The organism is Ohtaekwangia sp. (genome assembly GCF_036786105.1).
Lineage (GTDB): Bacteria > Bacteroidota > Bacteroidia > Cytophagales > Cyclobacteriaceae > Ohtaekwangia.
Window position 1 is genome coordinate 3,199 of record NZ_DAIQRQ010000065.1, and the last position, 25,777, is coordinate 28,975.

The following is a 25,777-nucleotide window of genomic DNA, read 5'->3' on the forward strand; positions in this document are numbered from 1 at the left end:
TACCACATACTTTTTAGAAATATGCTTGCTCCCAACGAGGCTGCAAACAGATTCAAATAAAAACCAATACTTTTGCCTTTCATTTCTTATTTTTTTCACATTTTGACAAAACACCATTTTTTAAAGATACTGAATCACTTCTTGACAGTAATATTTAGTGCATCAATAAACTCGGCAAGTTGATTAAAGCATGCAATAGCCATCCATAGAAAAATCCACAATTGACTCTTACATAACCAATACAAAGGCCCATAATAAATTGAGGCAAAACGAAAAATGGATAGAAAAGAAGAACGTTACTATTAAACGGGTAAAAATTAGTGAGATGTACTGCTGCGAATATAAACGCTGTGAAATAAAAACAATAAGAGAAATATTTTTCCCTAATCAAAGACAGCGCAGAAACTGGCAAATAGAAAAATATAAGTATCATCAGTCCAATGGCAAACAGTAACCTGAGATAGGTATACACAGATAAAAAATCGAAAGTCAAAAAACCATTACCTGTAAATCTATAGGTCAGCACACCTATTGATAATGCTATACTGCTCTTCTTAAGGTCTAGTGGCAATCTGAAAATCACTTCTTCAACAAATGGCCCTACCAACACCACGAATAAAAATGTAAGGTTGCCATATTTGATTTTAATCAGACTTGAAGTCTTGAGCATCTGTTCATATATTGAAAAGTGGTGTGTGTCTGTAATTATTAAATCAAGTATTCTCAATACCGGAGAAAGTAAAAACATTGCGCCCATACAAACAGCATAAGCAATAAGAAATCCCTTCAAATTATCGCTTATTGAAGTGTTTCTTTCTTCAATATAATAGGGGCGTTTAAGGAAATATATCATAAGAACAAAAATCAAATTAGGGCAGCTTTTATAAGTGCCCTAATTTTATACTAGTTAAAAGAATGGAGTCCAAATACCTATTACAGCAAGCGCCTTTTTAATACCTGTGCCTATTTCGTAGCCAGTATTATAGGCGGTTTGCTCTGCTGGTGTTGTTTGATTGCCTCCATTGATTTCGGTTATTTCTTCTAAAGAAATTTCCTTCAAATCGCCAAGACTCAATGTATTCATGATGCAAAAATTTAAAAACGTTTATGTAAATGAAAAAAGAAGCGTCTTCTTACGCCAGAATGCCATCTATGATTCCCTTGAAAAAGGCAATTCCTATAGAGAACGATTCGCTATCTTTCTGTGAACTATAACCGGGATAGTAACCATATCCCCCGTTCGTAACTACAAGCTCTTCTTCTTCAAGAATCGTTAAGTCTAACTTCTCAATGTCCATCATTTGTATTCAATTTGTTTTCAACCAGAAACCTGTCTGGCACAGCACGCATACTTGCCGGCTTAAGAATGCATGTCTAAATATATGGTTGCTCCATGAAATGAAATTGCACGGAAGAATAATTTTGCAAAAATCCACCAGAAATTCTCTCTATTTCACCTGTATTTATAGGCATAATAGAGAAATGGATATGCAATTCGAAGTCATCTTGCATAAAGTAAAAAGTCTCCTGGCTCCGGCTATATTTTATAGTGGCTCCGTATTCCTTGAAAAAATCCAAAATATTATATAATTGCCGTTTACTCACGCCCAAATGGGTAGCAAAGGCTTCTGGAGTTCCCGTACGTTTCGTTTTAATCAGGATATTAGCGGTCTTTACTCTTTCAATCATTTTAATAAAATCCATAACTATATAGTTAATCCAGCATGGGAAACTGCTGCTTCCACAGCTGGTAATAATGTGTGCCCATTGTCAACAAGGAAGGGTGTTGCCCTTCTTCTATCACCTTTCCGTTATGAAGCACAACAATTTTATCGGCATGTATAACAGTACTTAATCTATGTGCAATAATAACTATAGTCTTTTGTTTGCTGCGCAGGTGCTGCACCGCCCTTTGAATGTACTGCTCGGATGTAGAATCCAAAGACGATGTGGCTTCGTCCAGTATCAGAATTTCAGGATCTTTATATAGTGCCCGTGCTATAGCCAGCCTTTGTCTTTGCCCACCAGAAAGGGTCGCTCCGTTTTCTCCCAGGTATGTATTAAATCCATTGGGCAGGTTTTCAATAAACTCCAGTATGCCAAGATCAGCAGAAATGGCTATAATCTTTCGCATATCGGGCTCGTAATCACCCACCGCTATATTATCGATCACACTTCCTGCAAACAAATCAATATTTTGAGGAACAACACCTATTATTTTTCGAAGAGATTGATGATTAATATACTTCAGATCATGGTCGCCTATAGATATACTGCCGCTTTGTATAGAATAAAGGTTTTGTAATAGCGCAGCAATCGTTGATTTACCAGACCCGCTCTCACCCACCAGTGCAGTAACTTTACCTTTTTCAATATCGAGCGAAAGATCATGAAAAACAGTAACACGCGAACCGTATCTGAACTGAACATTTCTAAACGCTATATCTCCGAGCAACGCAGGCACGAGCGCTATCGTATTTTCTTTCTTTTCCTGTTCAAGGTCCATGATCTCAAAAAGCCGATCGGCCGCTATCACTGCGTTCTGTATAGCTTTGTTTGCGTTTATCAAACCATTTACCGGCCCTGTGAAATAAGCAACCAACGCATAGAACGACAGAAGCTCGCCCGGTGTAATCTGATTATCCAACACAAAACCAGCCCCTGCCCACAACAAGATAATGGTGAACAGGCGGGATAAAAATTCCGATATGTTGCCCGAAAATATCCCGTTAACGCCGGAAGTGTATACCGTTTTTAGTAGTGTCACAAAACGAATCTCTGTTTTAAGGTTCGTATGTTCTTCCAATCCGAAGCTCTTAATAGTGTTAATGGAGTTTAATGACTCCACCAGTTGCGATTCCAGCTCTGCCGAATCTTCCATGAGCTTACGTTCAACTTTTTTATTCAACCGGTTAGTAACAAAATAGATCGCAGTATAGATAGGAATAACCGCTAAAATCACACATGCCAGCTTCCAGTAGTAGGTAAACATTAACGCGAAGGAGAATAGTATGATAAAAATATTGATTGCCACGTTAACGGAAACATCATTTATAAACGCCCTGATCTTTACAGCGTCATTAATACGTGAAACGATTTCGCCAACCCGCATCGTATCAAAGAACTGTTGAGGAAGTTTAAGCAAATGTTTATAATAACCCAGAATGAGTTGCGAATCAATCAGCTGACCGGTTTGAAGAGTAAATATGCTTTTAGCGGTACCGACAAAAATTTGAAGTACCAAAAGCAGTATCATGACGATACTCATTAAGTTCAACAGATTTCTGTTGCCATCCACCAGAACATAATCCACAATCTTTTGCACATAGATAGAGGTGGTAAGCCCAAGCAGGGTATAAACAAGCGCACCAAAAAGCGTTTGAATCAGCGTAATTTTATGTGGCATGACCAACGACCAGAAGCGCGAAGCCACTGATATCTTAGCATTCTTCTTTTGGAAATGCTGACCAGGCCATATCAACACAAAAACGCCCGTCCACATTTTAGAAAAATCATCATGACTATATTTGTGGATGCACCCATCTCCGGGGTCCATTACTTCAACGACCGATGGCGTAGCATTATAAATAACAACATAATGGTGCAATACTTCTTTTACAATAACATGTGCTATAGCCGGCTTCGGAATCTTTGTGAGGCTGCCAATACTACCCTTAACACCTTTGGCATCAAAACCGAGTTTGGTTGCTGCTTCTATAATTCCCAAAAGATTTGTACCTTTTTTATCTGTTGAAGCAAGCTGGCGAATGCGCGACACTGGCATGTTGAGTTTATGATATGCAGCGACTGATGCAAGGCATGCAGCACCACAATCTGTAATATCGCGCTGTTTTATTTTTACCGGCTTCGACATATATTTTTACTTATCTGATATTTTTTTATAGGTATTGGGATTCATCCAATCATCAACTTCATCAAAAAGTAATTGCCACAACGTGCGCTCTGTCACAATGAAATGCGCTTGTAGTGTCATACCTTTTTTTAAATAGCCTTTATAGCCATTCTTCAAGTGCAAGTGATCTCTATCCAGAGAACATTTAACTTTGAATACGGGCCGCTCATTGATGATCTGTATATCATTGGGGAGTTCTGTAATCCTGCCACTTGCAAATCCCCATTGATTATAGTTAAAAGCATCCACCTGAAACCTGACGAGCATGTGGTTGTTTAAAAGGCCTATATCAGCCGGTAATACATAGGCTTCTACTACAAAGCTGGTGTCTGGAGATATCTGCGCTAGCTCCTGGTTAGAAAAAACGATACTGCCTGGATAAACACCTGCCTGAATCTGAATAGTGCCTGACACAGGCGCTTTAATCATCAGATTTTCTTTTTCTTCGATAAACTGGGCATATTGGCTTTCATATTCCTGCAATTCCTTTTTATAACCAGCCAATTCAGTTTGCCACTGACTGAGCTGCGTCTGCTTCGTTATCTCAAGCTGATGCCCGGCTTTATTGTATTCAAAAACATAACTTTCAAATTCTGCATCAGCAATAACATTCTCATCATGCAATTTCTTGTTGCGTTCGTAATCTTTTGTTGTTTTACTGTAGTGCGTTAGTGATTCATCTAATCGCTGCTGATAGTTGGAAGAGGATTGGCGGTAGAACGGTGTTTTCAAATCTTCGGGTTTCACAACTGTGCCAGCCTCTGTATTTGTTATAAGAACACGGAGATCATCTACAAAATCGCCCCAGGCATTTGTCTTATTGTATAAATATTTTTCCTTTTCATCCAGGACATCGCTCTCTATAACATACAGTACATCGCCTTTTCTAACGTGCTTGTTTTCTGACACCCACAAATCTTTAATTCTTCCATTTACCAGCGACTTAATTGAACTGATTTCAGAAGCAGGGCGGATAAAAGCGCTTGATCTTACGCTAACATCTACTGATATAAATGGCAACAATGCCACGACCAGGACTAGTGAAAGTATAACTGCAGTATAAATAATTCTTGACCGGCTGGTGCGGTAATACCGTAGACTTTCTACTGTAGCCGGGATTACAGCCTCAGGAATTAAGAACCCTTTCAACCCATTTGAATCCATCGCTGCAATTCTCGTTACTATATATATACTTTTGAACAGGCATGAAATTAACGGGATTTAATTGTCAATTGCTATATATGTTTCAACACTTAAATGCATTTATTATAGAGTCACCCTTTATATGGTATATCTATATAATGTATTGAAACATAAAATAGAGGAATAGTATTTCGTATATCGAGTAATCTCAAGTCGAGGCATAACAGTTTATACTATATCAAAGACATACGCGACTTGGGCCGAAGGTGTGAGAATTACCGTGAAATAAAAAAGTGATGGGAGGCGACCCCTCGCCTCCCATTTTCCCGATACCTAACCCAATTGAAACAACGGAGTTATTCTGAGCGAAGATTGTTTACCGGTTTTACCAATGCTGCGCGTATGGATTGATAGCTGATGGTGAGTAACGCAATCAGTATAGACATAGCGCCTGCGAGCACAAATATATCCCAGGTAATCTCCGTGCGGTACGAGAAATCCTCTAACCACTTTTGCATCATATACCAAGCAAGCGGTGCAGCGATCAACATCGAGATGAGCACCAGCTTGATAAAGTTCAGGGTAAGCAAATTAAATATACTGTTGAGTGACGCACCCAGCACCAGGCGTATGCTGATCTCTTTGCCGCGCTGCTCTACCATAAACGCGGAGAGTGCAAACAAACCGAGGCAAGCTACTACAATGGCGAGTATAGCAAAGCTGGTAAAGATGCTGCCCATGCGCTTCACATCATCGTACATGCGTGAGAAACTTTCGTCCAAAAAGGTATAGCGGATTGGCTGATGCGGTGACAGCTTCTTCCAGATCGCTTCGATCGAAGCCAGCGTACCGGCCATATCCTGTGTATCTACTTTTGCAGAAACTATTCTGGGACTGTTGCCCAACACAAAACACAACGGATGAATTTCTTCCCGCAGCGATTCAAAATTGAAATCCTCCACAACACCAATGATTGTATACGGGCGCCAGTTTGCCACGCGCTTGCCAATCGGGTCTTTTAATCCGAGCTCTTTCGCCATTTTCTGGTTAATGATGATGGACGCTGAATCAGAGACTATATCGCGGTTAAAATCTCTTCCGTCTACAATCTTCATACCCAGCGTTTTGATATAGTCGGGGTCAACTTCCCAGATCTGCACACCTACCGATTTTTCTTCTTTCTGTTTGCCATCGTTCCAGAAAGCATTACCATTCCGCTTTGTTCCGCGAATCGGCAGGTAGTCACTTACCGTAGCACTCTTTACCTGCGAAAGCTGCAGCAATTCATCTTTAAAGGTTTTGACTTTGTCGCCCAACGTGTTTGTACCTTGAATTAACAGCACCTGGTCTTTTTCAAAGCCGATTTTCTTATTCAGTATATATTCTACCTGGCGGTATATAATTACAGTAGCAATGATGAGCGCAATAGAGGTTGTGAATTGAAATACCACGAGCGCACTGCGTGTGGTGGCGTTTTTGCTCCCCCTGCTAAGGTTGCCTTTCAACACGGCAATGGGTTTGAACGATGACAGGTAGAACGAAGGATATATACCGGCTATTAATCCAATCACGATGGAAGCTGCGAACATGAGCGGCGCAAACCACCACTCGCCCCAGGGAAATTCCAGGTGTTTGGAAGCCAGTACATTAAAGTATGGCAACAACAGCCAGGCTATAAACATACCGAACACAAACGAGAAGAAACTATATAGCAGCGACTCAGTGAGGAATTGATTAATGATATTGCTGCGCATGGAGCCTACCGTTTTACGCAAGCCTACCTCCTTCGCACGGTTAGCCGATTTGGCGGTAGATAAATTGATGAAGTTAACACACGCCAGCAGCAGTATAAATATAGCGATGGCACCAAACAACCACACAAACCTGATGTCGCCATGACCGAGCGGATCTTCAATGCCGGCATTGCGGAGGTGTATATCTTTTACAGGTTGTAGCGTAAGCGATACTTTTTTAGCAAGGTCATAGGCATTGGCACGCTCTTCTTTCAGCCACATCGGAAGCATGTATTTGGAAATAACGCCATTCATTTTCTTTTCCAGTTGCGCTACATTTGTACCCTGCTTTACCTTTATATAGGTTGGATAATTGGTGGCACCCCAGTAATTCTGTTCGCCATCCCAGAACTGGCGTCCCTTCATGGTCACAATAAAATCAAAGTTCAGGTGCGAGTTGGAAGGAAAATCTTCGATAACACCTCCGATCTTTAGAGGATCTTTTACCTGGTCGTTTATCACCATTAACTTTCCTACCGGGTTTTCGTTGGGAAAATATTTATCGGCTTTCCGTTTGGTGATCACCAGGGTGCCGGGTTCGTCCAGGCAGTGTTTCAGGTTTCCATATACCATCGGTATCTGAAATATTTCAAGTAACTCCTGGTCGGCATACACAAATCCTTCTTCGTATGTATTCTCCAGTTGATCATCGCGTCTGATCTGGTTGCTGCCGGCACCAAACAATTCGCTTGAATTATAGCGGCCCGCTTTTTCAATCTCCGGATAATCCTGCTTCAACGCATTGGCAAAAGGTGCCTGAAACCACACACCTTTCTCAATCTCGCCGTTGTCGTTATATACTCCTATTACGCGGTATATACGGTCGGCATCCGGATAGTGAAGATCATAGCTCAGTTCATCTTTTATGTAGAGCGAAATAAGCAAGCAAGCCGCTACACCGAGAGCAAACCCTCCTACTTTAATAAAGGAATACATTCTCTGCTTGTTCATATTCCTCCAGCCAATCTTGAAATAATTCTGAAACATAGCGTAATGATTTAAGTTTTGAGATCCCGACTTTCGTATGGCAAATGGGCGGAGGTAATGCAGTACCTCGTACCAGTAATGAAGTTTTGCTTTGAATATCGATTGGGTGCGCGCGGTATGATAGAAGTCCTCCTCCAGGTCTCCCTGTACTTCTTCGAGCAGATCGTCTCGCAGAAATCCTGTGAGCAATCGTGTGGCCAGTACAGGCGGCTTATGTTCGGTATGGTGAGGGCGACTCATGACGCGAGGTATATATTTACTCGGTCTTCAGGCTTTTTGAAGGGCTTATCAACGCTGCCCGGATTGCCTGGTAGCTCACGGTTACCAGTGTAATAACGATGGCTCCGCCGGTGGCTGCTACCGGTATCCACCAGGCAATGTCAGTATGATATTTATAGTTATTCAGCCACTGCCACAACACATAGCAGGCAATGGGCACTGCCAGCAAGCATGAAACCACTACGAGTATAACAAAGTCGCGCGATAACATTTTCCAAAGGCTGAGTACAGACGCTCCCAGCACTTTGCGGACACCAATTTCCTTGGTGCGTTGTTCTGCTACAAAAGAAGCGAGGCCAAATATGCCGAGGCAGCTGATGATGATGGCAAGAACTGAGAATACTGAAGTGAGCTTACCGATACGCTCTTCTGCACTGAACTTCTCACCATAAGCACGGTCTACAAATTTATAGTCGAAGGGAGCGGAGGGTATATTTCGCTTGAATACCGTTTCAATCAATGCCATACATTCACTGGTGCTTTTCTCCGGATTCAGGCGCAGATCTATCCATTCTGTATTTCCATAGTCAAGGATATATACTATAGGTTTTACAGGATCATAAGGCGATTGTGCGATTATATCTTCCACTACACCTATAATGTTAAATTTCTGATCGCCCCAGGCTAACTCCATACCCACCGGATTTTTTACATTCATAAATTTTACAGCGGCTTCATTCACAATAATGGCCGATGAGTCGGTGGAGAATTCGCGCGAATAATCTCTTCCTGCCTTTACATTCCAACCGATGGTTTTGCCATATTCGTGTGTAATGTAGATCGTACCGAAGTCCGTTTGCAGATCAGGATCTTTACCTTCCCAACTGAAGCCGCCACTGTTGGACCATATACTGGTTAACGGGCTGGACGATTGTGCCATCTCCCGTATAGCGCCGGTGTTTTTCAATTCATTTCGCAACACATCAAATTTTCCATAGAAGTCCGGTGTCTTCATCAGCATCATCACGAGCCCTTCGCGATCATATCCTACCGGCCTGTTCTTGGTGAACTGAAGTTGCTTATATACGATGATCGTTCCGATGATGAGTGTAACGGAAACCGTGAATTGAACTACTACCAATATCTTGCGTGGTATAGAAGCAAGCCTTCCCATTTTAAATGTACCCTTCAATACTTTTACCGGCTGGAAAGATGATAGGTATAGTGCGGGATAAGAACCTGCCAGTAAGCTGGTAGCGATGATGAAGCAAACACTGATGATCCAGAATACCGGATTGAGCCAATCGATCACAATATTTTTATCAGCCAGTGTATTAAACCACGGCAATGACAGTGCCACGATTACAGCCGCGAGTATAAACGACAGGAATACCACCAGAAACGATTCGCTCAGAAACTGACTGATCAGTTGCTTTCGCATGGAACCGATCGTCATGCGTATACCTACTTCTTTGGCGCGTTTCTCGGAACGAGCCGTGCTCAGATTCATGAAATTTATACAGGCGAGCAAGAGTACAAATACGCCAATGATACCGAAGAGCCACACCATTTGAATACGGCCCCCGCTTAATTTACCATTCTCCCAATGATAACGAAGATGCCAGTCGCGCATCGGGTGCAGAAATATTTCTGGTTCAAACTGGCGCTCGCGCTCTGCATGCTTTTGCTTTACCTTTTTAATCTTCTCGGAAACAGCCTGCAGATCGGCACCCGGAGCAAGCTCTGCAAAAAGTTGAAATGAGTTATTGCCCCATTGCGTTGCTGCGCGTTTTATCCACGGGCTGTGCGCAAACACCAGGTCCCAGTTCGCTATAAACTCCAGGCCGGCATCGGTGGTGTTGGCAGGAAAGTCTTCATATACTCCTGCTACTTTTACATCCTGGTCGCCATCAAGTATAATACTTTGGTTGAGCGGATCATCATTACCAAAGAGCGCTATAGCAGTAGATTGTGATAGCAATACAGATTTCGAATCTTTGAATGCACTGCGCGTGCCTTTAATCATCTTCAGGGAAAGTATCTCCGGATAATCGCCCTGAAAGAAGTTTCCTTCCTTCGATATCTTTACATCACCGCGCGTGAGTATATGTTGGTCTGGCCAGCGGGCAAGCGCTATATATTTGAAATCACTGCCATACTCATCGCGCAGCGCTGCTTCGAGTGGCAGCGGCACAGCCGAACCAGATCCTTTTATACCGTTAAACGTTTGGTGTTGCATGACCCGCACTACACGATCGTAGTTCTCGAAGTATTGATCGTAGGTCAGTTCATCGTATATCCACAAACCAATGAGCATGGCTACAGCCATGCCTGCAGCAAGGCCTCCTATATTTATAAAGGAATACCCTTTATTGGATACCAGGTTCCTGAAACTTACTTTAAAATAATTTCTGAACATATCGTACTGATTTATAGTTGATCGTGATCGTTTACGGATAGCAAAAGGACGCACGTAGTGCAGCACCTGGTACCAATAATTTATCTTCGCCCTGGATGGAGAGATTGTTCGCGCTGTTAAACAGAACTTTTCTTCCAGGTCACCGACAACTTCCTCCGCCAGATCATCGCGCAGGAAATATAGCAGCAGCCGCGTGGCCAGGCGTGGAGGTATCGGTTCGGGTTGTTTCACATTGCTCAGCTTACACCGTAATTAAATTTACCTGCAAAGGCCGGGTACTGTTTCCACAGCGATACTTTAAAGTCCATCGATTCTTTCAACACGCGCTTGCCCAGCGCAGTAATAGTAAAGATTCGTTTTCTCCTTCCTCCGCGCTCGGCTGTAGCGTTGCCCATCTCGGAAGAGAGAAAGCCTTTCCCTTCCAACCGGTCGAGGGTAGAGTGCACGGCACCGATGGACACCGACCGGCCGGTTTGTGATTCAAATTCTTCGGCTATTTTAAAAGCGTAGGCATTCTCTGCAAGTATACCTACAAGCAGAAGGATCACTTCTTCAAATTCACCAAGTCTTGTTTCGATCATTTGATACTAGATTGTAGAACAAATATAAACGAATCCGGCATTTGTTCTACGATCTAGTAAGAAATACTCATGGATTTTGGAAAGGTTGCATAGGAAGAGGAAAATTATTTCGCACAGAATTATAGAAGAAAGTCAAGTCGAAAAGACGGGAAGTCCGGTTTGTTTCCCACAGAAATTCACAGAATAAAGCACAGAACGATACTCCTGTACCAACAGGCCAGCAACCAGTAGCTGGTAGCTAGCAGCTATTTTGTTTCCCACAGAATTCACAGAAATTCACAGAATAAAGCACAGAACGATACTCCTGTACCAACAGGCCAGCAACCAGTAGCTGGTAGCTAGCAGCTATTTTGTTTCCCACAGAATTCACAGAAATTCACAGAATAAAGCACAGAACGATACTCCTGTACCAACGGGCCAGCAGCCAGTAGCTGGTAGCTAGCAACTCTTTCTCATCCAGGCAATGTAACTTTAAACGTTGTGCCTTCGGCTACTTTGCTATACACCGTTATCTCTCCGTTTACGAGTTGGATGAGTTCTTTTACGATGGCGAGGCCGAGGCCGGTGGAGCCTTCGCCTCCGGTGGGGCGGTTGTTGAGGCGCTGGAATTTGGAGAATATACGGGGCAGGTCTTCGCTGCGTATACCAGGGCCCTGGTCTATCACTTCAAAAATTACTTTGCCATCTATACCATGTACCCGGAGAGTAACATTTTTCTCCGGCAGTGAGAACTTGATAGCATTGGATAATAAGTTTTCGAGTATACGCACCAGTACATCTTCATCGGTAAATATATCATGAGGGTAAGGTTGTATATGGAGTGCTATATTTTTCTTGCCGGCAATGGGTTCGAACTCGGCATAGAGGCGGTCGAGTACTTTCTGCAAGGATACTTTCTGCAGGTTTATCACCGTAAGGCCATGCTCAATGCGGTTTACATCCAGCAAATTATCAATGAGGCGCTGCATGTTGCGGCAGGCATCTTCCATATAGTTGAGGTATTGCAGATCGGAAGCAGAGCGATTGTCTTTATCCAGCTTCATTACTTCAATGAGGCGTAGCAATCCTGATACCGGTGACTTTAGATCATGCGATGCTATGCCGAGGAAGTGATCCTTTTCGCGGTTTACTTCCAGGAGACGTTCGTGTGTAGACTTGAGCTCTTCTATATTTTGCTTCAGGTCTTCGTTTAGTTGCACCGTCTCTTCTTTCTTTTGCTCCAGTTCGGCCGTCCGGTCTTTTACTTTCTGTTCCAGTATAACATTAGCGTGCTCCAGGTCGAACAACAGTTTTTTATTCTGCCTCTGTTTATTATAGAGTGCAACAAAAGCAGAGGCAGAGGTAATCACAATCAACGCCAGACTGCCCAGGCGGATCACATCTTCCTGGTCGTTTGCAGTTTCATATTCCTGGTTGCGCTGGTTAAGCAGGTACCGTTCGTGCTGCGACAAATCGTTCATCAACACACGCAGGGTATCCATATAGGTCTTGCCTGTTTTAGCAGAGATCAGGTTCATGGAGCTGTCCTGTCCATGCTGATGATAGGTTGCCAGCGAGTGATCGAGAAATTCCTGTTTCTTATGAATGATGGGGGCGATGTGATTTTTAATCAGCAAAGATTGCCGTGTATTCTCACGCACCAACCCGGTGAGTGTATCCAGTGCGTGTGTGATGTCGGCTTTGGCATCGTAGTATGGCTCGAGGAACGAAGAATCGCCTGTGATGATAAAACCGTGCTGGCCTGTTTCCATATCTTTCATAAGCGATATAAGATAGGTAGACGTCTGAATCACTTTATAGGTGTGGGTAACGCGGTTAATCGACTCTTTTCTGCGTAGGCTGTTTCGATGCTGGAAATAAGAACTGATTACCACCAGGCTGGTGGACACGATGAGGAGTGTAAAGACAATGTTTACCGAAAACTTCATACGGACGTTAAAATGCTTCCCCTAAATTAATATACGTTCCCTGAGAATGCTTACCGAACCCGGCATCTACGCGAAGATTCAGGTTTTCTTTGGGATTTAGGGCAAAGCGGAGTCCGATTCCGATGGAAGGTTTTATCTGCTGCCAGTTAAAAACCTCCGAAAAATTGCGGCCTACTTTTCCGACACCGCTAAAGATAACAGCGCCCCAGCGTTTATATACCGGGGTGCGAAGCTCTGACTGGAAGGCGATCATGTTCTTATCCTGATACCGGCCTTCGTAATAGCCACGCATATACATGTTCGTACCCATCACCGAATAATCGCGAATGGGTATATCGCCACTCGCAGAGATGAGGTTAAATTGAAACGCTAACACGCGGCTGTGTTGCATGCTGAAATACTTCCGTACGTCCAGATTTTGAACGTTAAAGTTGTAATCGCTGCCCAGAAAGTCGCGATAGGCATTGATGAAGTATTGAATATAGAAGCCGCCACTCGATCCGAAGGCATTGTTACGCGAATCCCAGCAAAACATCACGCCCGTTCCGGATATCTTGCTTCCATAACGCCCGAGTATATTTTCACGATCGAAGAGACTTTCGCCATTGCGTGAGTCGTAATCAAAGTTGTATACATCCTGAAATTCATAGCTGATACCGGCGAAGAGGTTGGGCCGTATCTTTTTCAGCAGCTGCGGATATATATCGAACTGGCTGATGGTATAATTCTCTACCGCCGAAGAAGGTGTATTATTTCCCAGGCCCCAGAACTTATCCGGGAAATGGCTGGCACTGGCCACAAAATGCAGTATAAAATCTTCGCCTTTAAAAAAGATATTCCCTTCCGATGCCAGCACGATCTGCTTGCGTACGGTAACGAACGACACGAGCTTGACATTGGATGTGCGCGAAGTAGAGTCTGTTTTGAGCCGGAAATAATATATGCCGGCAGCGCCGGCACCCCATTTATATTCGGGAGATTTTACAAGCATCGGAAAAACAATGTAACGGTCTGGCTTGCTGATGGTAAGCGGGATGCCCTTGTTATCGATCTCCTGCGCAAAACATCCGGCATACAGGCAACAGAGCCATACCGCGATTGTTATCCGAGCTGTCATTTATGATGATTTCCTTTTTTCAATCCAATAATACAAAGCAGTTAGCAAAAATGGAGTGAAAATAAGCGTGGAAGTCAAACCACCTATAATTACGGTCGCTAAAGGCCGTTGTATGTCCGAACCGATACCAGAAGATTTGGCTGCCGGCACCAGGCCTATGATTGCCACAATCAGCATCATCATAATGGGGCGAAGCTGTGTAGCGGCCGCACGGCTCAGCGTAAACTCGAGATTCGAATTATCCAGCGTGCGCTCGCGGTTAATGGCCGAGATCAACAATACACCCGCCATTACCGACAACCCGAACAACGACACGAATCCCACCCCGGCCGATACGTTGAAGTTATACCCGCGCATCAGCAAGGCGATGATACCACCTGCCAGGGCAAAGAGTACGCACACCAATGTCATGAGTGAATACTTGAGGTTTTTAAACAGCATGAACAGCACCACCAATACTATAATTACCGTAAGCGGTATGGCGATCATCAATTGTTTGCCGGCACGTTCCAGGTTTTCAAACTGGCCACCATAATCGATTGTATATCCCTGTTGCAGATGTATAGCTTTCGATATTTTCTCGCTGGCTTCGGCCACAAATCCTCCCTGGTCGCGGCCCTGTACATTGGTCTTTACAATGAGCAGTCGTTTTCCATCGGCACGATACAGGTTGGTTTCACCATCCATCAATTTCACTACTGCAAGCTGCGACATGGGGATCAACTCTCCGGAAGCAGAGGGCACCTGTATGGATCTGATCATATCGATACTGTTCCGGTTCTGCGGCACATAGCGCACTACTATATCATAACGTCTGTCGCGGTCGTAGATCGATCCGATGGCTTTACCTCCAATGGCGGCTTCCACCATGTTTTGTATATCGGCTACATTTATACCGTAGCGCGCAGCTTCTTTCCGGTTGATCTGTATATTCAATTGCGCCTGCGGGCCTTCCTGCTCCATGCCTACATCGGTGGCGCCCTGCATACCTTTTACAATCGTCTTGATCGTATCGGCTATACCGCGCATTTTGTTGATATCATAGCCTTGTATGTTGATGGCCAGATCGGCAGCCGAACCGGTTACCGTTTCCATCACGTTATCGATAATGGGCTGACCGAACGAGATAAAGGTAGAAGGAAGCTCTTCTTTTAACTCGCGGCGAAGTTCTGCAATCAACTCTTGTTTCGTAGTATCCTGCGCCCAGAGCTTATAATCTTTCAGCACCATCATTACCTCTGTACGATTCGAAGGGAATGGATCCGTACCATCGTCATTTCTTCCGGATTGTGTTACGATGGACTCAATCTGATTGTGTCGTGCCACTACCCTGCGAATGATGGGCGATATCTTTTGTGTTTCTGTTACTGATGTACCTGCTGGCAAAAATGCACGCATCCAAATGGAGCCCTCATCGAGTGGCGGTAAAAACTCGGTTCCAAGCTTCACAATGAGCGATACCAATGCGAGCACCGCTATAAACCCAATGATGACAACCTGCTTGTGATACTTTAATATTTTACTCAGTCCCTTTTCATATTTACGTTCAATCCAACTGATCAGGTCGATCCGCTTTCTCCACGCAGGCACAGGTTTCTCATCATGCTCTTCCAGGTATTTACGGTATACAAAGGAGATCAGCACCGGTATAACGGTGAGTGCACAAACCATAGCGCCAACCACGGCAAAGGCCAGCGTAATGGCCATGGGCGAAAATAATTTACCTTCCACGCGCTGCATGGTGAGGATCGGCATATAGGCCAGGATAATGATGGTAACAGCAAAGAAAATCTCACGTCCTACTTCCTGCGAAGCATTGAGGGTGAGTTGTATAATGCCGCTCTTGCGCTCTTCATCGGTAGCTGTTTTGAATTTATGCACCAGGTGAGCCGCCATCACACAAGCCCCGTCTACGATAATACCAAAGTCGATGGCACCGAGCGAGAGCAGGTTGGCTGGTATACCATTCAGCTTCATAAGTATAAAGGCGAACAGCAACGCAAACGGAATGGTAAAGGCTACTACGAGTGCTGATCGTAAATTACCCAGGAACAGCACAAGCACAATTACTACTATGGAAACACCTTCCAGCAAGGTATGCGATACAGTTTCCAGCGTATTATTTACGAGCGAAGTGCGATCGTATATAGGAACGATTTTTACGCCTGCCGGAAACTCGTTTATCTGCAAGTCTTCCATCTTCGCCTTGAGTGCTTTCAATACTTCCGAAGGATTTTCGCCTCTGCGCATGGAAACTATACCTTCAATGCCGGAGTTCACATTTTTACCTTCACGAAATATACCATAACCCAACAGACCCGATGGCGGGGGCGGCCCAATCTCTACAGACGCTACATCGCGTACAAATACCGGCACACCATTTATACTGGTAATAACAATGTTCCGAATATCATCTTCATTACGAATAGCTCCTATACCGCGTATTGCCAAACCCTGACCGCCACGCTCTACTATATTTCCACCGGTATTCCGGTTGTTGGCCTGTATAGCATTGAGTACAACAGGAAGTGTAAGATTATACTTACGGAGTTTCTCGGGAGCGGTAAATACGTGAAACTCTTTTACCGGGCCACCAAATGTAACTACGTCTGCTATACCAGGCACCTGTAATAATGAAGGTACAATTACCCAGTCCTGCAGGTCGCGAAGATCGGTTGGGGTTATATTTGAAGGCGCTTCCAACACATAGCGGTATATTTCACCTACGGCCGTTGTAAGCGGACCAATCTCGGGTGTAACTCCATCAGGCAGGTCGGCACTGGCCAGGCGTTCTATTACCTGCTGGCGTGCAAAGTAATCGTCCGTGCCATCCTGAAATGAAAGCTGTATCAGTGCAAGGCCGAATACAGTACGCGATCTTCTGGCAATTACCTTCGGTACGTTGTTCAGCGAACGTTCAATGGGTATCGTTACCTGCTGCTCTACTTCTTCTGCGGCACGGCCGGGATACTTGGTTATAATAACAACATTGGTATCAGCTATATCCGGATATGCTTCTATTTTTAACAGCTTGAAGCAAACCAATCCTACGACCATCAGCACGAGCGATACAATGATGATGGCTACGCGGTTGGTAAGCGATATGATCAACAACCTTCTGATCATGATTTATAGTATTTCGATTTTATGAATAATTATCAATCCGCCTTGTACAAAGGTGCGCAGCTTCTTCACGGTTTCACGTACTTTCTCTTCTTCATCAATAAAGGCGATCATGAGCGAAGGCTCATCGAACGAAAAAAGCTCGTTGGGGCGCTTGATGCGGTGGTGTCTGCCAAAGGCGGCCTGTGCACGAAAAGATGTAGCACCGGCAATGCCATGTTCCAGTAAAAACTGCATCACAAAGTCATGCAACGACTGGTCGCCCATATAGCGCTCCTGGTCAATATATATTTCTGCTTTTACCATAGTGCTCCTGTTTAATAGCCGAACGATAAACCTTTCAACTCCATGGCGCCTTTTATAACCACCTTATCGTTTTCATTCAAGCCATGAAGCACCACAACTTTACTATCCAGCTGCTGCCCGATGAGTACTTCTTTCCGCTCGAATGTATTGGGCGTTGTTGCCACAAACATGTAATCTTTACCCTGCACGTTTACCAATGCACTTACGGGCACTGATAATGTGTTGTCGTTCTTGAGATCGAAGATCACGTTGGCAAACATGCCCACTTCAAAACGGTTATCGGCATTCGGCAATACTACCCGTACTTTTACCATGCGCGTAATGTTATCCACTTCTGCTCCTATACCATTTACCGATGCGTTATATTGTTTATCACCAAACGCAGTGAAGGTTACCGTACATTTGGTGCCTGGCTTTACCTGTGCAATCTGGTTTTCGGGAACTTCGCAGATAAGCCATGCTTCTTTGTTGCGTGGCTCTTTCAGTTTGGCAGGATCAAGGCCTGCCAGTTTCAGTTTTGCCTCCTGTTCGGTAATGGCGGCTTCTTCGTTGGCAAGCTGTGTTTCAGCATCAAGTACTTCTTTGCCGGTAGCGGCACCGTGCTGCTCCAGGTCTTTTACACGATTAAGATTTACCTGCAGGGTATGTATATTAATAATATGCTGCAGAAATTGTGAATAGGTTGCACTGAGATCGGCATTATCGAATAACACAGTATTGCGGCCGCCCCGCTCAGACGATTGAACAATCGCTACAGCCACAGAAGCCGGTGCAGCGTATTGTGCAGAGAGATTTTCTTTTTTTACAACTTCCGTTTCGAAGAACGCCAGGCTCTTCTGATCTTCCGGAAATATAATTTTTCTTCCCTGCTCTTCCACCCGGGGAGGTTGCACCGCCTTGGGGGATTCGGATGTTGTCTTCTTCTGACACGCCCATGCCGTCAGACAAAACAATAAAACGATGGTTCTGTTCATAGTAGGTTATTCTGCCAATTGATTAATAATGCCGGTTGCAAAAAGTAGCTGTATATAGCTTCTGCGAAAATTTTCCATAGTACTATAGTATCGCTGTTGGGTATCGAGCCATGAGCGCTGTGCTTCCAAAAGATCGATGATGGATGTACCACCCTTTACATACGAATAGCGCACGCTGTTCAGAATGTTATCAGCCTCAGCCAGATTTCGCTGATAATCTTCCAGGTTCTGCCGCTGGGTAACATAACTTCTGTAAGCAGTCATGATTTCTGTTTCGGCCTGCCGCTCGGTAGCCCACAGGTTCTGCTCAGATTGATATTTTAATACCTGTGCTTTTTCGCGCTGACCCTGGTTCCGGTTGAAGATGGGTATAGCGACAGTTCCATAAAAACCAAAGTAGGGTATATTATTCTGCGGGTTATACATGCCGCCTACTTCGGGTTGTGGATAAGCCAGAGAGCGTTGCACTTTCATGTTGGAAGTGCTCACATCAATGGCATTTTTAGCAGAGAGCACATCGCTTCGTTCGTGCGTCCCCATTTCCACAAGGCTGTCGCCCGCAGTTAAAATCGTATTGAATGTATTGTCAGAAAAATCAACGGACAGACTATCCGTTGTGCCGAGCAGGTATTTCAGATTCTGCAGTTCATTAAAATATATCTGCTGCGCAGTAACAATATCGCGCTGGTACTGCTGCTGCAACAGGCGCGTTCGCTGCAAATCGGTGTTGGTGATCACTTTATTCCGAAGTCGGTATTCATTGATCTGCACCAGGCTGTCGATATTGACTTTACCTTTTTCAAGTATATCCAGGCCAATCTTGGCCGACCATGCATCGAGCCATTTATTGGCTACCGCATAAAATATACCGCGCGAATTTTCGGAGTAATCAAGTTTGGACTGTGTGAACAGTTTATTGGCAAGATCAATTTTATAAGTACGTTGTCCCGCTACTTGCAGCGGTTTCGTTAACTGCCACCAGTACTGTCCGTTAACTGAGTTAGGCCATGCTGATCCTTCGGCACGCTGTTTGGGATTGGCTATATGAAGCAACTGCATGTTAAAGTTCGGATCAGGGCGAATCTTCGCAGTAGTGATGTCTGCCTCGGCAGCCTTAATATTAAAGGCAGCCACTTTCAGATCGGGGTTATTCTTTTTCGCCAGCTGAAGTGATTCCCTGAGTGTGAGGAGCTTCTGCGCAAAAGTCTGTCCAAGAGAGAGAATACAAAACAGTACAACAACAACTATACTTTTCATGTTTATATTTTTTAAGCCACAGTTTGGGGGCATCCTGATGTCAACATGTGCCTTAATGTGTGCTAGGTTAATCCTGGTCCGCATGTGTTGCCACATCTTTCCTGCTCTTAGATGCCAAATGGCAAACAGGTCACATACCTGCTATATAAAAAGTAAAAAAAGTTGCCAGACAGGCTTCTGCCCCTGACGAAATCAATCATTCACTACCAACGCCCAATCAATATACTAAAAAAAGATTGGCCGCTCGAACGTTTGCAAACTACTGATTTAAAGGATATAGCGAGGCTATTCAGGGTCGGACAGATTCTTGAGCACGGCCGGAAAACGAAGAAGATCATACAGTTGATCGTATACCAGATAACGATTCTCCCACACGGGGCCGAATTTATTTTTATACTCATAAAGTCCTTTGAAGCGCGATGCCTGTTTAAAATGATCGCGGTAGAAACGGATCACCTGTTCACTCATATTGGAAGGATTATCAAACCCGGCAAATGCAGCAAGCCCCATGTTAAAGGTTCTATAATGTTCGGCCCGAAAATATTCCATCATCTTCACCATTAAAAAATCCACGCTGCCGTTCGGTATGTCTTGTATATACCGAAGCATATCGTATGTAGCTTCTCCGGCACGATAATCGGGAATAACATCGGCGAATGCCAGCAGGTTGTTATCGCGGTCGCGCAACGCCAGCACGGTATGTTGCTGCACAATGGTTTCATCAAATATACCTTGTGTAAAGCCAGACTCGCGGTGCCCTTCCTGCTGCAGCCAGTTGTCAGACACTTTCTTCAGCGCCTGCATTACATCCGGTGCAAGCGGCGCCTTGTGTATATCCACATGCAGACCGTTCTGTTCTGCTTTTCGTATTCCATTGCGGAGCGACTTCCGGTCGGAACCTGCAAGATTGAAAGCATCCAGGTCTACCACGGCTTCCTGCCCGATGAGAATACTTTTCTTGTGCAGGTCTTCGAATAATGCGAGGTGTGCTTCGCTTACGCGGTAATAAAAAGTACGAAGGCCCTGTTCACGACAGTACTCTTCAAACTGGCAAACCAGCTGTTGCGCCGTTGCTTCATCAGGGGCTACCGGAGCCTCCAGCACCACGGCATAATGTTGTGATTCTCCATACGAAATAAAGGCATTGTCGTCAGCACCAAAGAAAAATTGTTTATCGGGATATACCTTGAAGAAATCCAGCGAAGAGTTGCCATGCTGCTCCAATATCTTCGCGGCCTTTTCGGTTTCATCCTTATCCGGCGCATGATTTCTGGAAAGGTGCATAAATACATATAGTATATATGCAATGATGAGTACGGAGCCAGCCTGCACCGACATGAGGAAATGATTCCCCGTATCGGCTGGCAACCGAATGCTGCCGGTGAGAAACACCATCGTTTTAATGCTCTCTGTAAACGATTCGCGCAGCGACATGCGGATGCCCTCCTCGTGCCCGTTAATGACAGAGAAGCCGATTACGGCATATACCAGCAGAATCACCACGGCAATAATGATCTTGCCAGCTGCGCGATACTGGAAGGCTATATCATGTTTTACAAAATACGCTTTGCTTGTATACAGTAATACAATGATTGTGACCAGGGCCAGCAACGCTTCTTCATAGTCGATGGCTTTGGTAAGATGGCCGATCAGCGATAATATACTAACCACGAGGGCAATCTTCCACGCATTGCGTGCTCCGGTAAGAAGAAACGCCGAAGCTACCAGCAAGATCACTCCCAATACCAGCACGGCTGCCGTTGATAGTTGCGTAACCGAGAAAGGAATAAACTCTGCCAGCAACCGGAGTCTTTCGGGTATAGCAGGTGTAAGTGCTGAAATAATATTTACAATACCCAGCAAGAGCATGAAGCCCGCCGGGAAGAAGCGCAACAGTATATTTCCCCTGCGAAGGAAAAACGACAGCAAGCCGGCAACAAACGGTATCCAGAATTCGAACAGGCGAAAAAGCAGGGTAACAGAAGCTGCCATTAACACCGGCTGGCCGTAGAGCGACAATATATATACCAGCGATACTTCAATGGCCCCCATACCGCGCAAAAAAGGCGATACACTCAAAATAATCACCATTACCACATAACCTACAAAAGAAGCTGCAATGGAAGGATGCACACCCAGCGCTGCCATAGCAATATACAAATGCACGACACCTACCAGCTCAATGGCAATCGAAATCAATATAGCTACCAGAAACATACGGGTGTGAAAATACTGCTGGCGCAATTCATCCACCGATGCTGCCAGTCCGGGAAAATAATGCATCAGCAAAGCATATATAAATCCGTGCTGCCGAATGATGCTGCGGGCTATATATACCATCGAAAACAGTAATGCCACCAGGAATGCCAGTGCGTACAGATCGATGCTGCGCAGGTGGTTTCCCAACAGCAGAATACCGTAGGCCGGTATCGCGATCACAAACACAGACACCATGGAAGCCACTACAAAGAGAAATGATCCCGAGCGGATCTGCGTGCGGTTGAGTTTATGTTTATCGAGCTCATCTTCGAAGAATGCCAGTGAAGTAAAAGAACCGGCGGGCAGAAAGGTGCTTACAAAATTTCGCTTGAGAAATAGCTGTAATGAAGTGCTTAACGGAACAACCGCCCCCACGCTTTTAAAAGCGTAACTGTATAACGCTGCCTGCAATACAATATATACTATGCATAGTATAAAACCTGCCGCAAGCCATCCGGTGTGCACCGAATTAAAAACAGCACGCATCTGCCATACCTGCAAATGCTCGCTGTGCACAAAGTATATTAAGCCTGCCAGAAATAACCCGGTAAGTAACACCTGCAATAAAGAGCGGTTAACATAACTTCTGGATAATCGGAAGAGAAATTTCATGGATGCTCGTGTCAACTACAACTAATCGTTATAAAATATGTTGATATGGGAACAGCATTGCTGTATTTACAACTTACCTATAGAAAAACATTCTCCGACAGGGTAGCCGGAGAATGTATAGTGCTTTAACGGTGACGGCCACCACCGCCCATACCGCCTCCCATACCTCCACCGTGCCATCCCATAGAATGAAATGACTGCGCCTGGAAATGGTTGAAGCCTGCACTGTTAAAATGCTGCTGTTGCTGTGGCATCGGACTTTGGCGTATAGTACGTGCCTCTGCATGTTGCGCGGGCATCGAATTAGTTTCGTGCGTGCGGTTATGCATGTCCGGGGCATTGTTATGGCCTTCCATCATGCGATTATTATTCATGCGATTGTTGTTCGCATTTCCATCACCCCTGCGATAGTTAGGCGCCCGATTGATGTTATTGAAATGATGATACGCTGCTGTATTGAATCCGCGGTATAGATTAACGTTCATGTTGCGTACGGTTACGCGGTGCATATCATAGTATGTACGATAATTTCTATACATCAATGGATAGCGGGTGTAGCCAGCACCAAAGAACCAGTTGGCGTAGAGATGCGAAGGCAGCCCGCATACAATCATGTTACCGGCAGGACCATAATAGAAACCGGTATAATAATAGAGCGGCATGGGATACCACATGGCGGTGCTATACCAGTAAGGATAACCGAACCAGTATGGATACGGTGAATTATCATAATAATTATTCGTTACATAGGTTGGATTGTCGGGCTGATTATACTGTGTAGCAAATTCATCTGCTGCTTTCTTCATTTCTTCCTGCAACTTCGGGTCGTTCTCCACCTGGCTTTTATAGGCAGCAAGGTCTTTATCATTTTGCTGCTGCAGTTGGTCGTGCAGTGAATCCAGTTGCTGTTTTATACCGTTTGGATCAGCCTGGTAGGCTTCGCCCAACGCCACCGTTATATCAATATTGTCCGTAAGCAAAGTCATCACATCCGGCATGGATACTACCTTATGAAAACTTTGCTGCACATTGTCGGGATACTTGGATACCACTTTGTTCAACGAGTTATCAGACGACAGGTATAGATCATTCATCCGCTTCAGGTCGTTGAAGTGATTATGATATGCGCCCAGTATATTTTTCTGCGTTTCGGCAGGATATGTTTTCACCAACGCATCGGCCTGCGATGAATTCGGTCCTATACTGACGAGCTTCGCTACAACATCCGGATACCGGCTGGCATCGTATAGCATTTGCTGATCATCACGGGAATATCCGGATACAAGATCCTGGAATGACTGACTGGTACGTGCCTGCAGGCGCTCAAGCTTTACCAGCACCTGCGGATATTGCGATGCATCCAGAATCGCAGCACGCACATCAGCAGGATAAGGAGCAATGGACGATGTGATTTCGTGATCTTCGCGCGCCAGACTATCTATAAACGACTGGCTTTTCGCTATATGCCCCAACATCAGTCCCGCCAAACACAAGAATACTATTATGCGCTTTTTCATATTGTGTTCTGTTTAAAAAGATGATACCGATCTATACTATAACTATACTGAAAGACTGTTCTGTCACCATCCTTTGCAGTACCGGCAGAAAGAACATCTCGGTTTCTGTTCCTATACCTGCTATTGAGATGACCGCAGGCGTTTTATGTCACAGAAAAAAATTTTCAAATAATCATGTGACTTTCGTGGAGGGTAACATCAAAAAGGCAAAACAAACACCAACAGCATGAAACAAATATTCCCCACGGTGGTGCTGGCGATAACCCTGGTAACAGGCGCCCAGGCACAAAGTGGTGCTGTAAGAATCAGAGCTGTCGAGGCCGAGATTCCGGTGAACGTTATCGAGTCTTTCCGGCGGGATTTCAAAGGGGGTGAAGGTGAAGAATGGTCAATCCTGCCGGTTAAACTTGTTAAAGAAGAGTATGTGATCTCCGGCTACGATAACACGACTGGAGAAAAGCCAAGCTTCTATAGTGTGCGCATCAAAGGATCGCAAGTACACCGCGAAGCGCTATACGATACAAACGGCAGATTGCTGCGCATGAAGGAAACGGTAAAAGACACCGAGCTTCCTGTACAGGTGCGCAATGCGCTGGAGAAAAGCAATCCGGGATACTCCATCGTCTACGATGAGATGATCAAAGAGGGAAAATCCACAGTTACATTCTATCGTATCATGATCGTAAAGGGAGCGCAAAAGAAAGTAATCACGATCGATCCCAACGGCGATCATTTGAAAGAGAAGAAAATCATTTAAGTTTTTTCATAGGGGGTTTAGGTAAAGAAAAGTCCGCGCAGACGGTGCGGCTTTTCTTTTATTCATCACACATCGACATCTACTGAATACTTATAAAATATATACATATAAAGAAATATAGTATGATCTGATCACTACTCGCCTTTGGCGGATTATGTTTCACTCACTAATTTCTATTTATATGAAAAAGTTAATCTCACTTATGTTGGGCCTCTGCCTGGTAACCATGGCATGGGCACAAGTTGAAGAAGAAACCGTTAGAATCACTCCCGTTAAAAAAGGAGATGAGCCTAAAGCCGTTATGGATGCTATTCATACAGATTTTCCCAATGCGCTTTCCACCAATCTGAATTTTCTGCCCCTGAAACTGTATGGTGAACAATGGAATGTGCAAACCGACGGCACTGCACCGGCATCCGGCTCTGCATTTTACCAGGTAAATGTGCGCGAGCAAAATCAATCGTTTAAAGCTGTATACGACAAAAACGGGAAGCTGCAACATTCTAAAGTTATGATTAAGCAAGCAGAACTGCCCGAAGCAGTAGTCGCGGCTATCAGCAAAGCACATCCCGGCTATAAAATTGTTCGCGATGTAGAGAAGATCACTTCCGATCGGGCCGGTAATGTGAATGTAGTATATCATGTAACAATCCGGAAAGAACACAATCTTTCCCACGGTATATTTGTTGACCCTACAGGAAAAATCCTCCGCGACATTCATTTTGTGTAGCCATATCTGCGCGGTTTATATTCACTGCATGCCGCCAACTATGCCACCGCCCAAGAGCGGTGGCTATTTATTTTATACCTGCACACATTACTTCTTACTTCTTACTTCTTACTTCTTACTTCTTACTTCTTACTTCTTACTT

Annotated in this window: 19 protein-coding genes; 2 read left to right on the plus strand and 17 right to left on the minus strand. The window is 44.5% G+C overall.

Annotated features, from left to right (window positions below; translation table 11 throughout):
- Positions 1–154: 154 nt before the first annotated feature.
- From V7Q33_RS19755 to V7Q33_RS19835, 17 genes are all read right to left on the minus strand, one after another.
- Positions 155–853 carry a CPBP family glutamic-type intramembrane protease gene (locus V7Q33_RS19755; protein WP_333820994.1) on the minus strand — a complete coding sequence of 233 codons (699 nt, stop codon included), beginning with the start codon at positions 851–853 and terminating at the stop codon, positions 155–157.
- 54 nt (positions 854–907) lie between these two features.
- Positions 908–1,084 carry a hypothetical protein gene (locus V7Q33_RS19760; RefSeq protein ID WP_333820995.1) on the minus strand — a complete coding sequence of 59 codons (177 nt, stop codon included), beginning with the start codon at positions 1,082–1,084 and terminating at the stop codon, positions 908–910.
- A gap of 49 nt (positions 1,085–1,133) precedes the next feature.
- The gene (locus V7Q33_RS19765; protein ID WP_333820996.1) at positions 1,134–1,301 is read right to left on the minus strand and encodes a hypothetical protein; all 168 of its coding nucleotides are present in this window, start codon (positions 1,299–1,301) and stop codon (positions 1,134–1,136) included.
- Between the two features lie 73 nt (positions 1,302–1,374).
- Positions 1,375–1,704: a DNA-binding protein gene (locus V7Q33_RS19770; RefSeq protein WP_333820997.1), complete on the minus strand. Its 330-nt coding sequence runs from the start codon at positions 1,702–1,704 to the stop codon at positions 1,375–1,377.
- A 10-nt stretch (positions 1,705–1,714) separates the two neighbouring features.
- On the minus strand, positions 1,715–3,874 hold the full coding sequence (locus tag V7Q33_RS19775; RefSeq protein ID WP_333820998.1) for a peptidase domain-containing ABC transporter: 2,160 nt from the start codon (positions 3,872–3,874) through the stop codon (positions 1,715–1,717).
- A 6-nt stretch (positions 3,875–3,880) separates the two neighbouring features.
- On the minus strand, positions 3,881–5,077 hold the full coding sequence (locus V7Q33_RS19780; protein ID WP_333820999.1) for an HlyD family secretion protein: 1,197 nt from the start codon (positions 5,075–5,077) through the stop codon (positions 3,881–3,883).
- A 335-nt stretch (positions 5,078–5,412) separates the two neighbouring features.
- Positions 5,413–8,076 carry an ABC transporter permease gene (locus V7Q33_RS19785; protein ID WP_333821000.1) on the minus strand — a complete coding sequence of 888 codons (2,664 nt, stop codon included), beginning with the start codon at positions 8,074–8,076 and terminating at the stop codon, positions 5,413–5,415.
- A 16-nt stretch (positions 8,077–8,092) separates the two neighbouring features.
- Positions 8,093–10,705 carry an FtsX-like permease family protein gene (locus V7Q33_RS19790; RefSeq protein WP_333821001.1) on the minus strand — a complete coding sequence of 871 codons (2,613 nt, stop codon included), beginning with the start codon at positions 10,703–10,705 and terminating at the stop codon, positions 8,093–8,095.
- A gap of 5 nt (positions 10,706–10,710) precedes the next feature.
- Positions 10,711–11,055, minus strand: coding sequence for a PadR family transcriptional regulator (locus tag V7Q33_RS19795; protein WP_331976808.1), 345 nt, complete (start codon positions 11,053–11,055; stop codon positions 10,711–10,713).
- Positions 11,056–11,507: 452 nt separating this feature from the next.
- On the minus strand, positions 11,508–12,983 hold the full coding sequence (locus tag V7Q33_RS19800) for a CHASE3 domain-containing protein (protein ID WP_333821002.1): 1,476 nt from the start codon (positions 12,981–12,983) through the stop codon (positions 11,508–11,510).
- A 7-nt stretch (positions 12,984–12,990) separates the two neighbouring features.
- On the minus strand, positions 12,991–14,100 hold the full coding sequence (locus tag V7Q33_RS19805) for a BamA/TamA family outer membrane protein (RefSeq protein WP_331976804.1): 1,110 nt from the start codon (positions 14,098–14,100) through the stop codon (positions 12,991–12,993).
- Positions 14,101–17,226 (minus strand): efflux RND transporter permease subunit, encoded by a 3,126-nt coding sequence (locus V7Q33_RS19810; RefSeq protein WP_333821003.1) that lies wholly within the window; start codon positions 17,224–17,226, stop codon positions 14,101–14,103. It abuts the gene before it with no gap.
- A gap of 3 nt (positions 17,227–17,229) precedes the next feature.
- Positions 17,230–17,529 (minus strand): DUF190 domain-containing protein, encoded by a 300-nt coding sequence (locus V7Q33_RS19815; protein ID WP_331975106.1) that lies wholly within the window; start codon positions 17,527–17,529, stop codon positions 17,230–17,232.
- Positions 17,530–17,540: 11 nt separating this feature from the next.
- The gene (locus tag V7Q33_RS19820) at positions 17,541–18,503 is read right to left on the minus strand and encodes an efflux RND transporter periplasmic adaptor subunit (protein WP_331975104.1); all 963 of its coding nucleotides are present in this window, start codon (positions 18,501–18,503) and stop codon (positions 17,541–17,543) included.
- A gap of 6 nt (positions 18,504–18,509) precedes the next feature.
- The gene (locus V7Q33_RS19825; RefSeq protein WP_331975102.1) at positions 18,510–19,760 is read right to left on the minus strand and encodes a TolC family protein; all 1,251 of its coding nucleotides are present in this window, start codon (positions 19,758–19,760) and stop codon (positions 18,510–18,512) included.
- 285 nt (positions 19,761–20,045) lie between these two features.
- Positions 20,046–22,631: a phosphatidylglycerol lysyltransferase domain-containing protein gene (locus tag V7Q33_RS19830; RefSeq protein ID WP_333821004.1), complete on the minus strand. Its 2,586-nt coding sequence runs from the start codon at positions 22,629–22,631 to the stop codon at positions 20,046–20,048.
- A 125-nt stretch (positions 22,632–22,756) separates the two neighbouring features.
- Positions 22,757–24,148, minus strand: a complete 1,392-nt coding sequence (locus V7Q33_RS19835) for a hypothetical protein (protein WP_333821005.1) — start codon at positions 24,146–24,148, stop codon at positions 22,757–22,759.
- 226 nt (positions 24,149–24,374) lie between these two features.
- On the opposite strand from V7Q33_RS19835, the gene V7Q33_RS19840 reads away from it, so the two are divergent.
- Positions 24,375–24,905, plus strand: coding sequence for a hypothetical protein (locus V7Q33_RS19840; protein WP_333821006.1), 531 nt, complete (start codon positions 24,375–24,377; stop codon positions 24,903–24,905).
- A gap of 181 nt (positions 24,906–25,086) precedes the next feature.
- On the plus strand, positions 25,087–25,635 hold the full coding sequence (locus V7Q33_RS19845) for a hypothetical protein (protein WP_333821007.1): 549 nt from the start codon (positions 25,087–25,089) through the stop codon (positions 25,633–25,635).
- The last annotated feature ends 142 nt before the right edge of the window (positions 25,636–25,777 follow it).

Bases quoted from the DNA above. Each gene is read 5' to 3' on its own strand.
- V7Q33_RS19770 (WP_333820997.1), bottom strand. From the start codon at position 1,704: ATGGATTTTATTAAAATGATTGAAAGAGTAAAGACCGCTAATATCCTG.
- V7Q33_RS19800 (WP_333821002.1), bottom strand. From the start codon at position 12,983: ATGAAGTTTTCGGTAAACATTGTCTTTACACTCCTCATCGTGTCCACC.
- V7Q33_RS19820 (WP_331975104.1), bottom strand. From the start codon at position 18,503: ATGAACAGAACCATCGTTTTATTGTTTTGTCTGACGGCATGGGCGTGT.
- V7Q33_RS19755 (WP_333820994.1), bottom strand. From the start codon at position 853: ATGATATATTTCCTTAAACGCCCCTATTATATTGAAGAAAGAAACACT.
- V7Q33_RS19760 (WP_333820995.1), bottom strand. From the start codon at position 1,084: ATGAATACATTGAGTCTTGGCGATTTGAAGGAAATTTCTTTAGAAGAA.
- V7Q33_RS19805 (WP_331976804.1), bottom strand. From the start codon at position 14,100: ATGACAGCTCGGATAACAATCGCGGTATGGCTCTGTTGCCTGTATGCC.
- V7Q33_RS19830 (WP_333821004.1), bottom strand. From the start codon at position 22,631: ATGAAATTTCTCTTCCGATTATCCAGAAGTTATGTTAACCGCTCTTTA.
- V7Q33_RS19840 (WP_333821006.1), top strand. From the start codon at position 24,375: ATGAAACAAATATTCCCCACGGTGGTGCTGGCGATAACCCTGGTAACA.
- V7Q33_RS19810 (WP_333821003.1), bottom strand. From the start codon at position 17,226: ATGATCAGAAGGTTGTTGATCATATCGCTTACCAACCGCGTAGCCATC.
- V7Q33_RS19775 (WP_333820998.1), bottom strand. From the start codon at position 3,874: ATGTCGAAGCCGGTAAAAATAAAACAGCGCGATATTACAGATTGTGGT.
- V7Q33_RS19835 (WP_333821005.1), bottom strand. From the start codon at position 24,148: ATGAAAAAGCGCATAATAGTATTCTTGTGTTTGGCGGGACTGATGTTG.
- V7Q33_RS19815 (WP_331975106.1), bottom strand. From the start codon at position 17,529: ATGGTAAAAGCAGAAATATATATTGACCAGGAGCGCTATATGGGCGAC.
- V7Q33_RS19795 (WP_331976808.1), bottom strand. From the start codon at position 11,055: ATGATCGAAACAAGACTTGGTGAATTTGAAGAAGTGATCCTTCTGCTT.
- V7Q33_RS19825 (WP_331975102.1), bottom strand. From the start codon at position 19,760: ATGAAAAGTATAGTTGTTGTTGTACTGTTTTGTATTCTCTCTCTTGGA.
- V7Q33_RS19785 (WP_333821000.1), bottom strand. From the start codon at position 8,076: ATGAGTCGCCCTCACCATACCGAACATAAGCCGCCTGTACTGGCCACA.
- V7Q33_RS19765 (WP_333820996.1), bottom strand. From the start codon at position 1,301: ATGATGGACATTGAGAAGTTAGACTTAACGATTCTTGAAGAAGAAGAG.
- V7Q33_RS19780 (WP_333820999.1), bottom strand. From the start codon at position 5,077: ATGGATTCAAATGGGTTGAAAGGGTTCTTAATTCCTGAGGCTGTAATC.
- V7Q33_RS19845 (WP_333821007.1), top strand. From the start codon at position 25,087: ATGAAAAAGTTAATCTCACTTATGTTGGGCCTCTGCCTGGTAACCATG.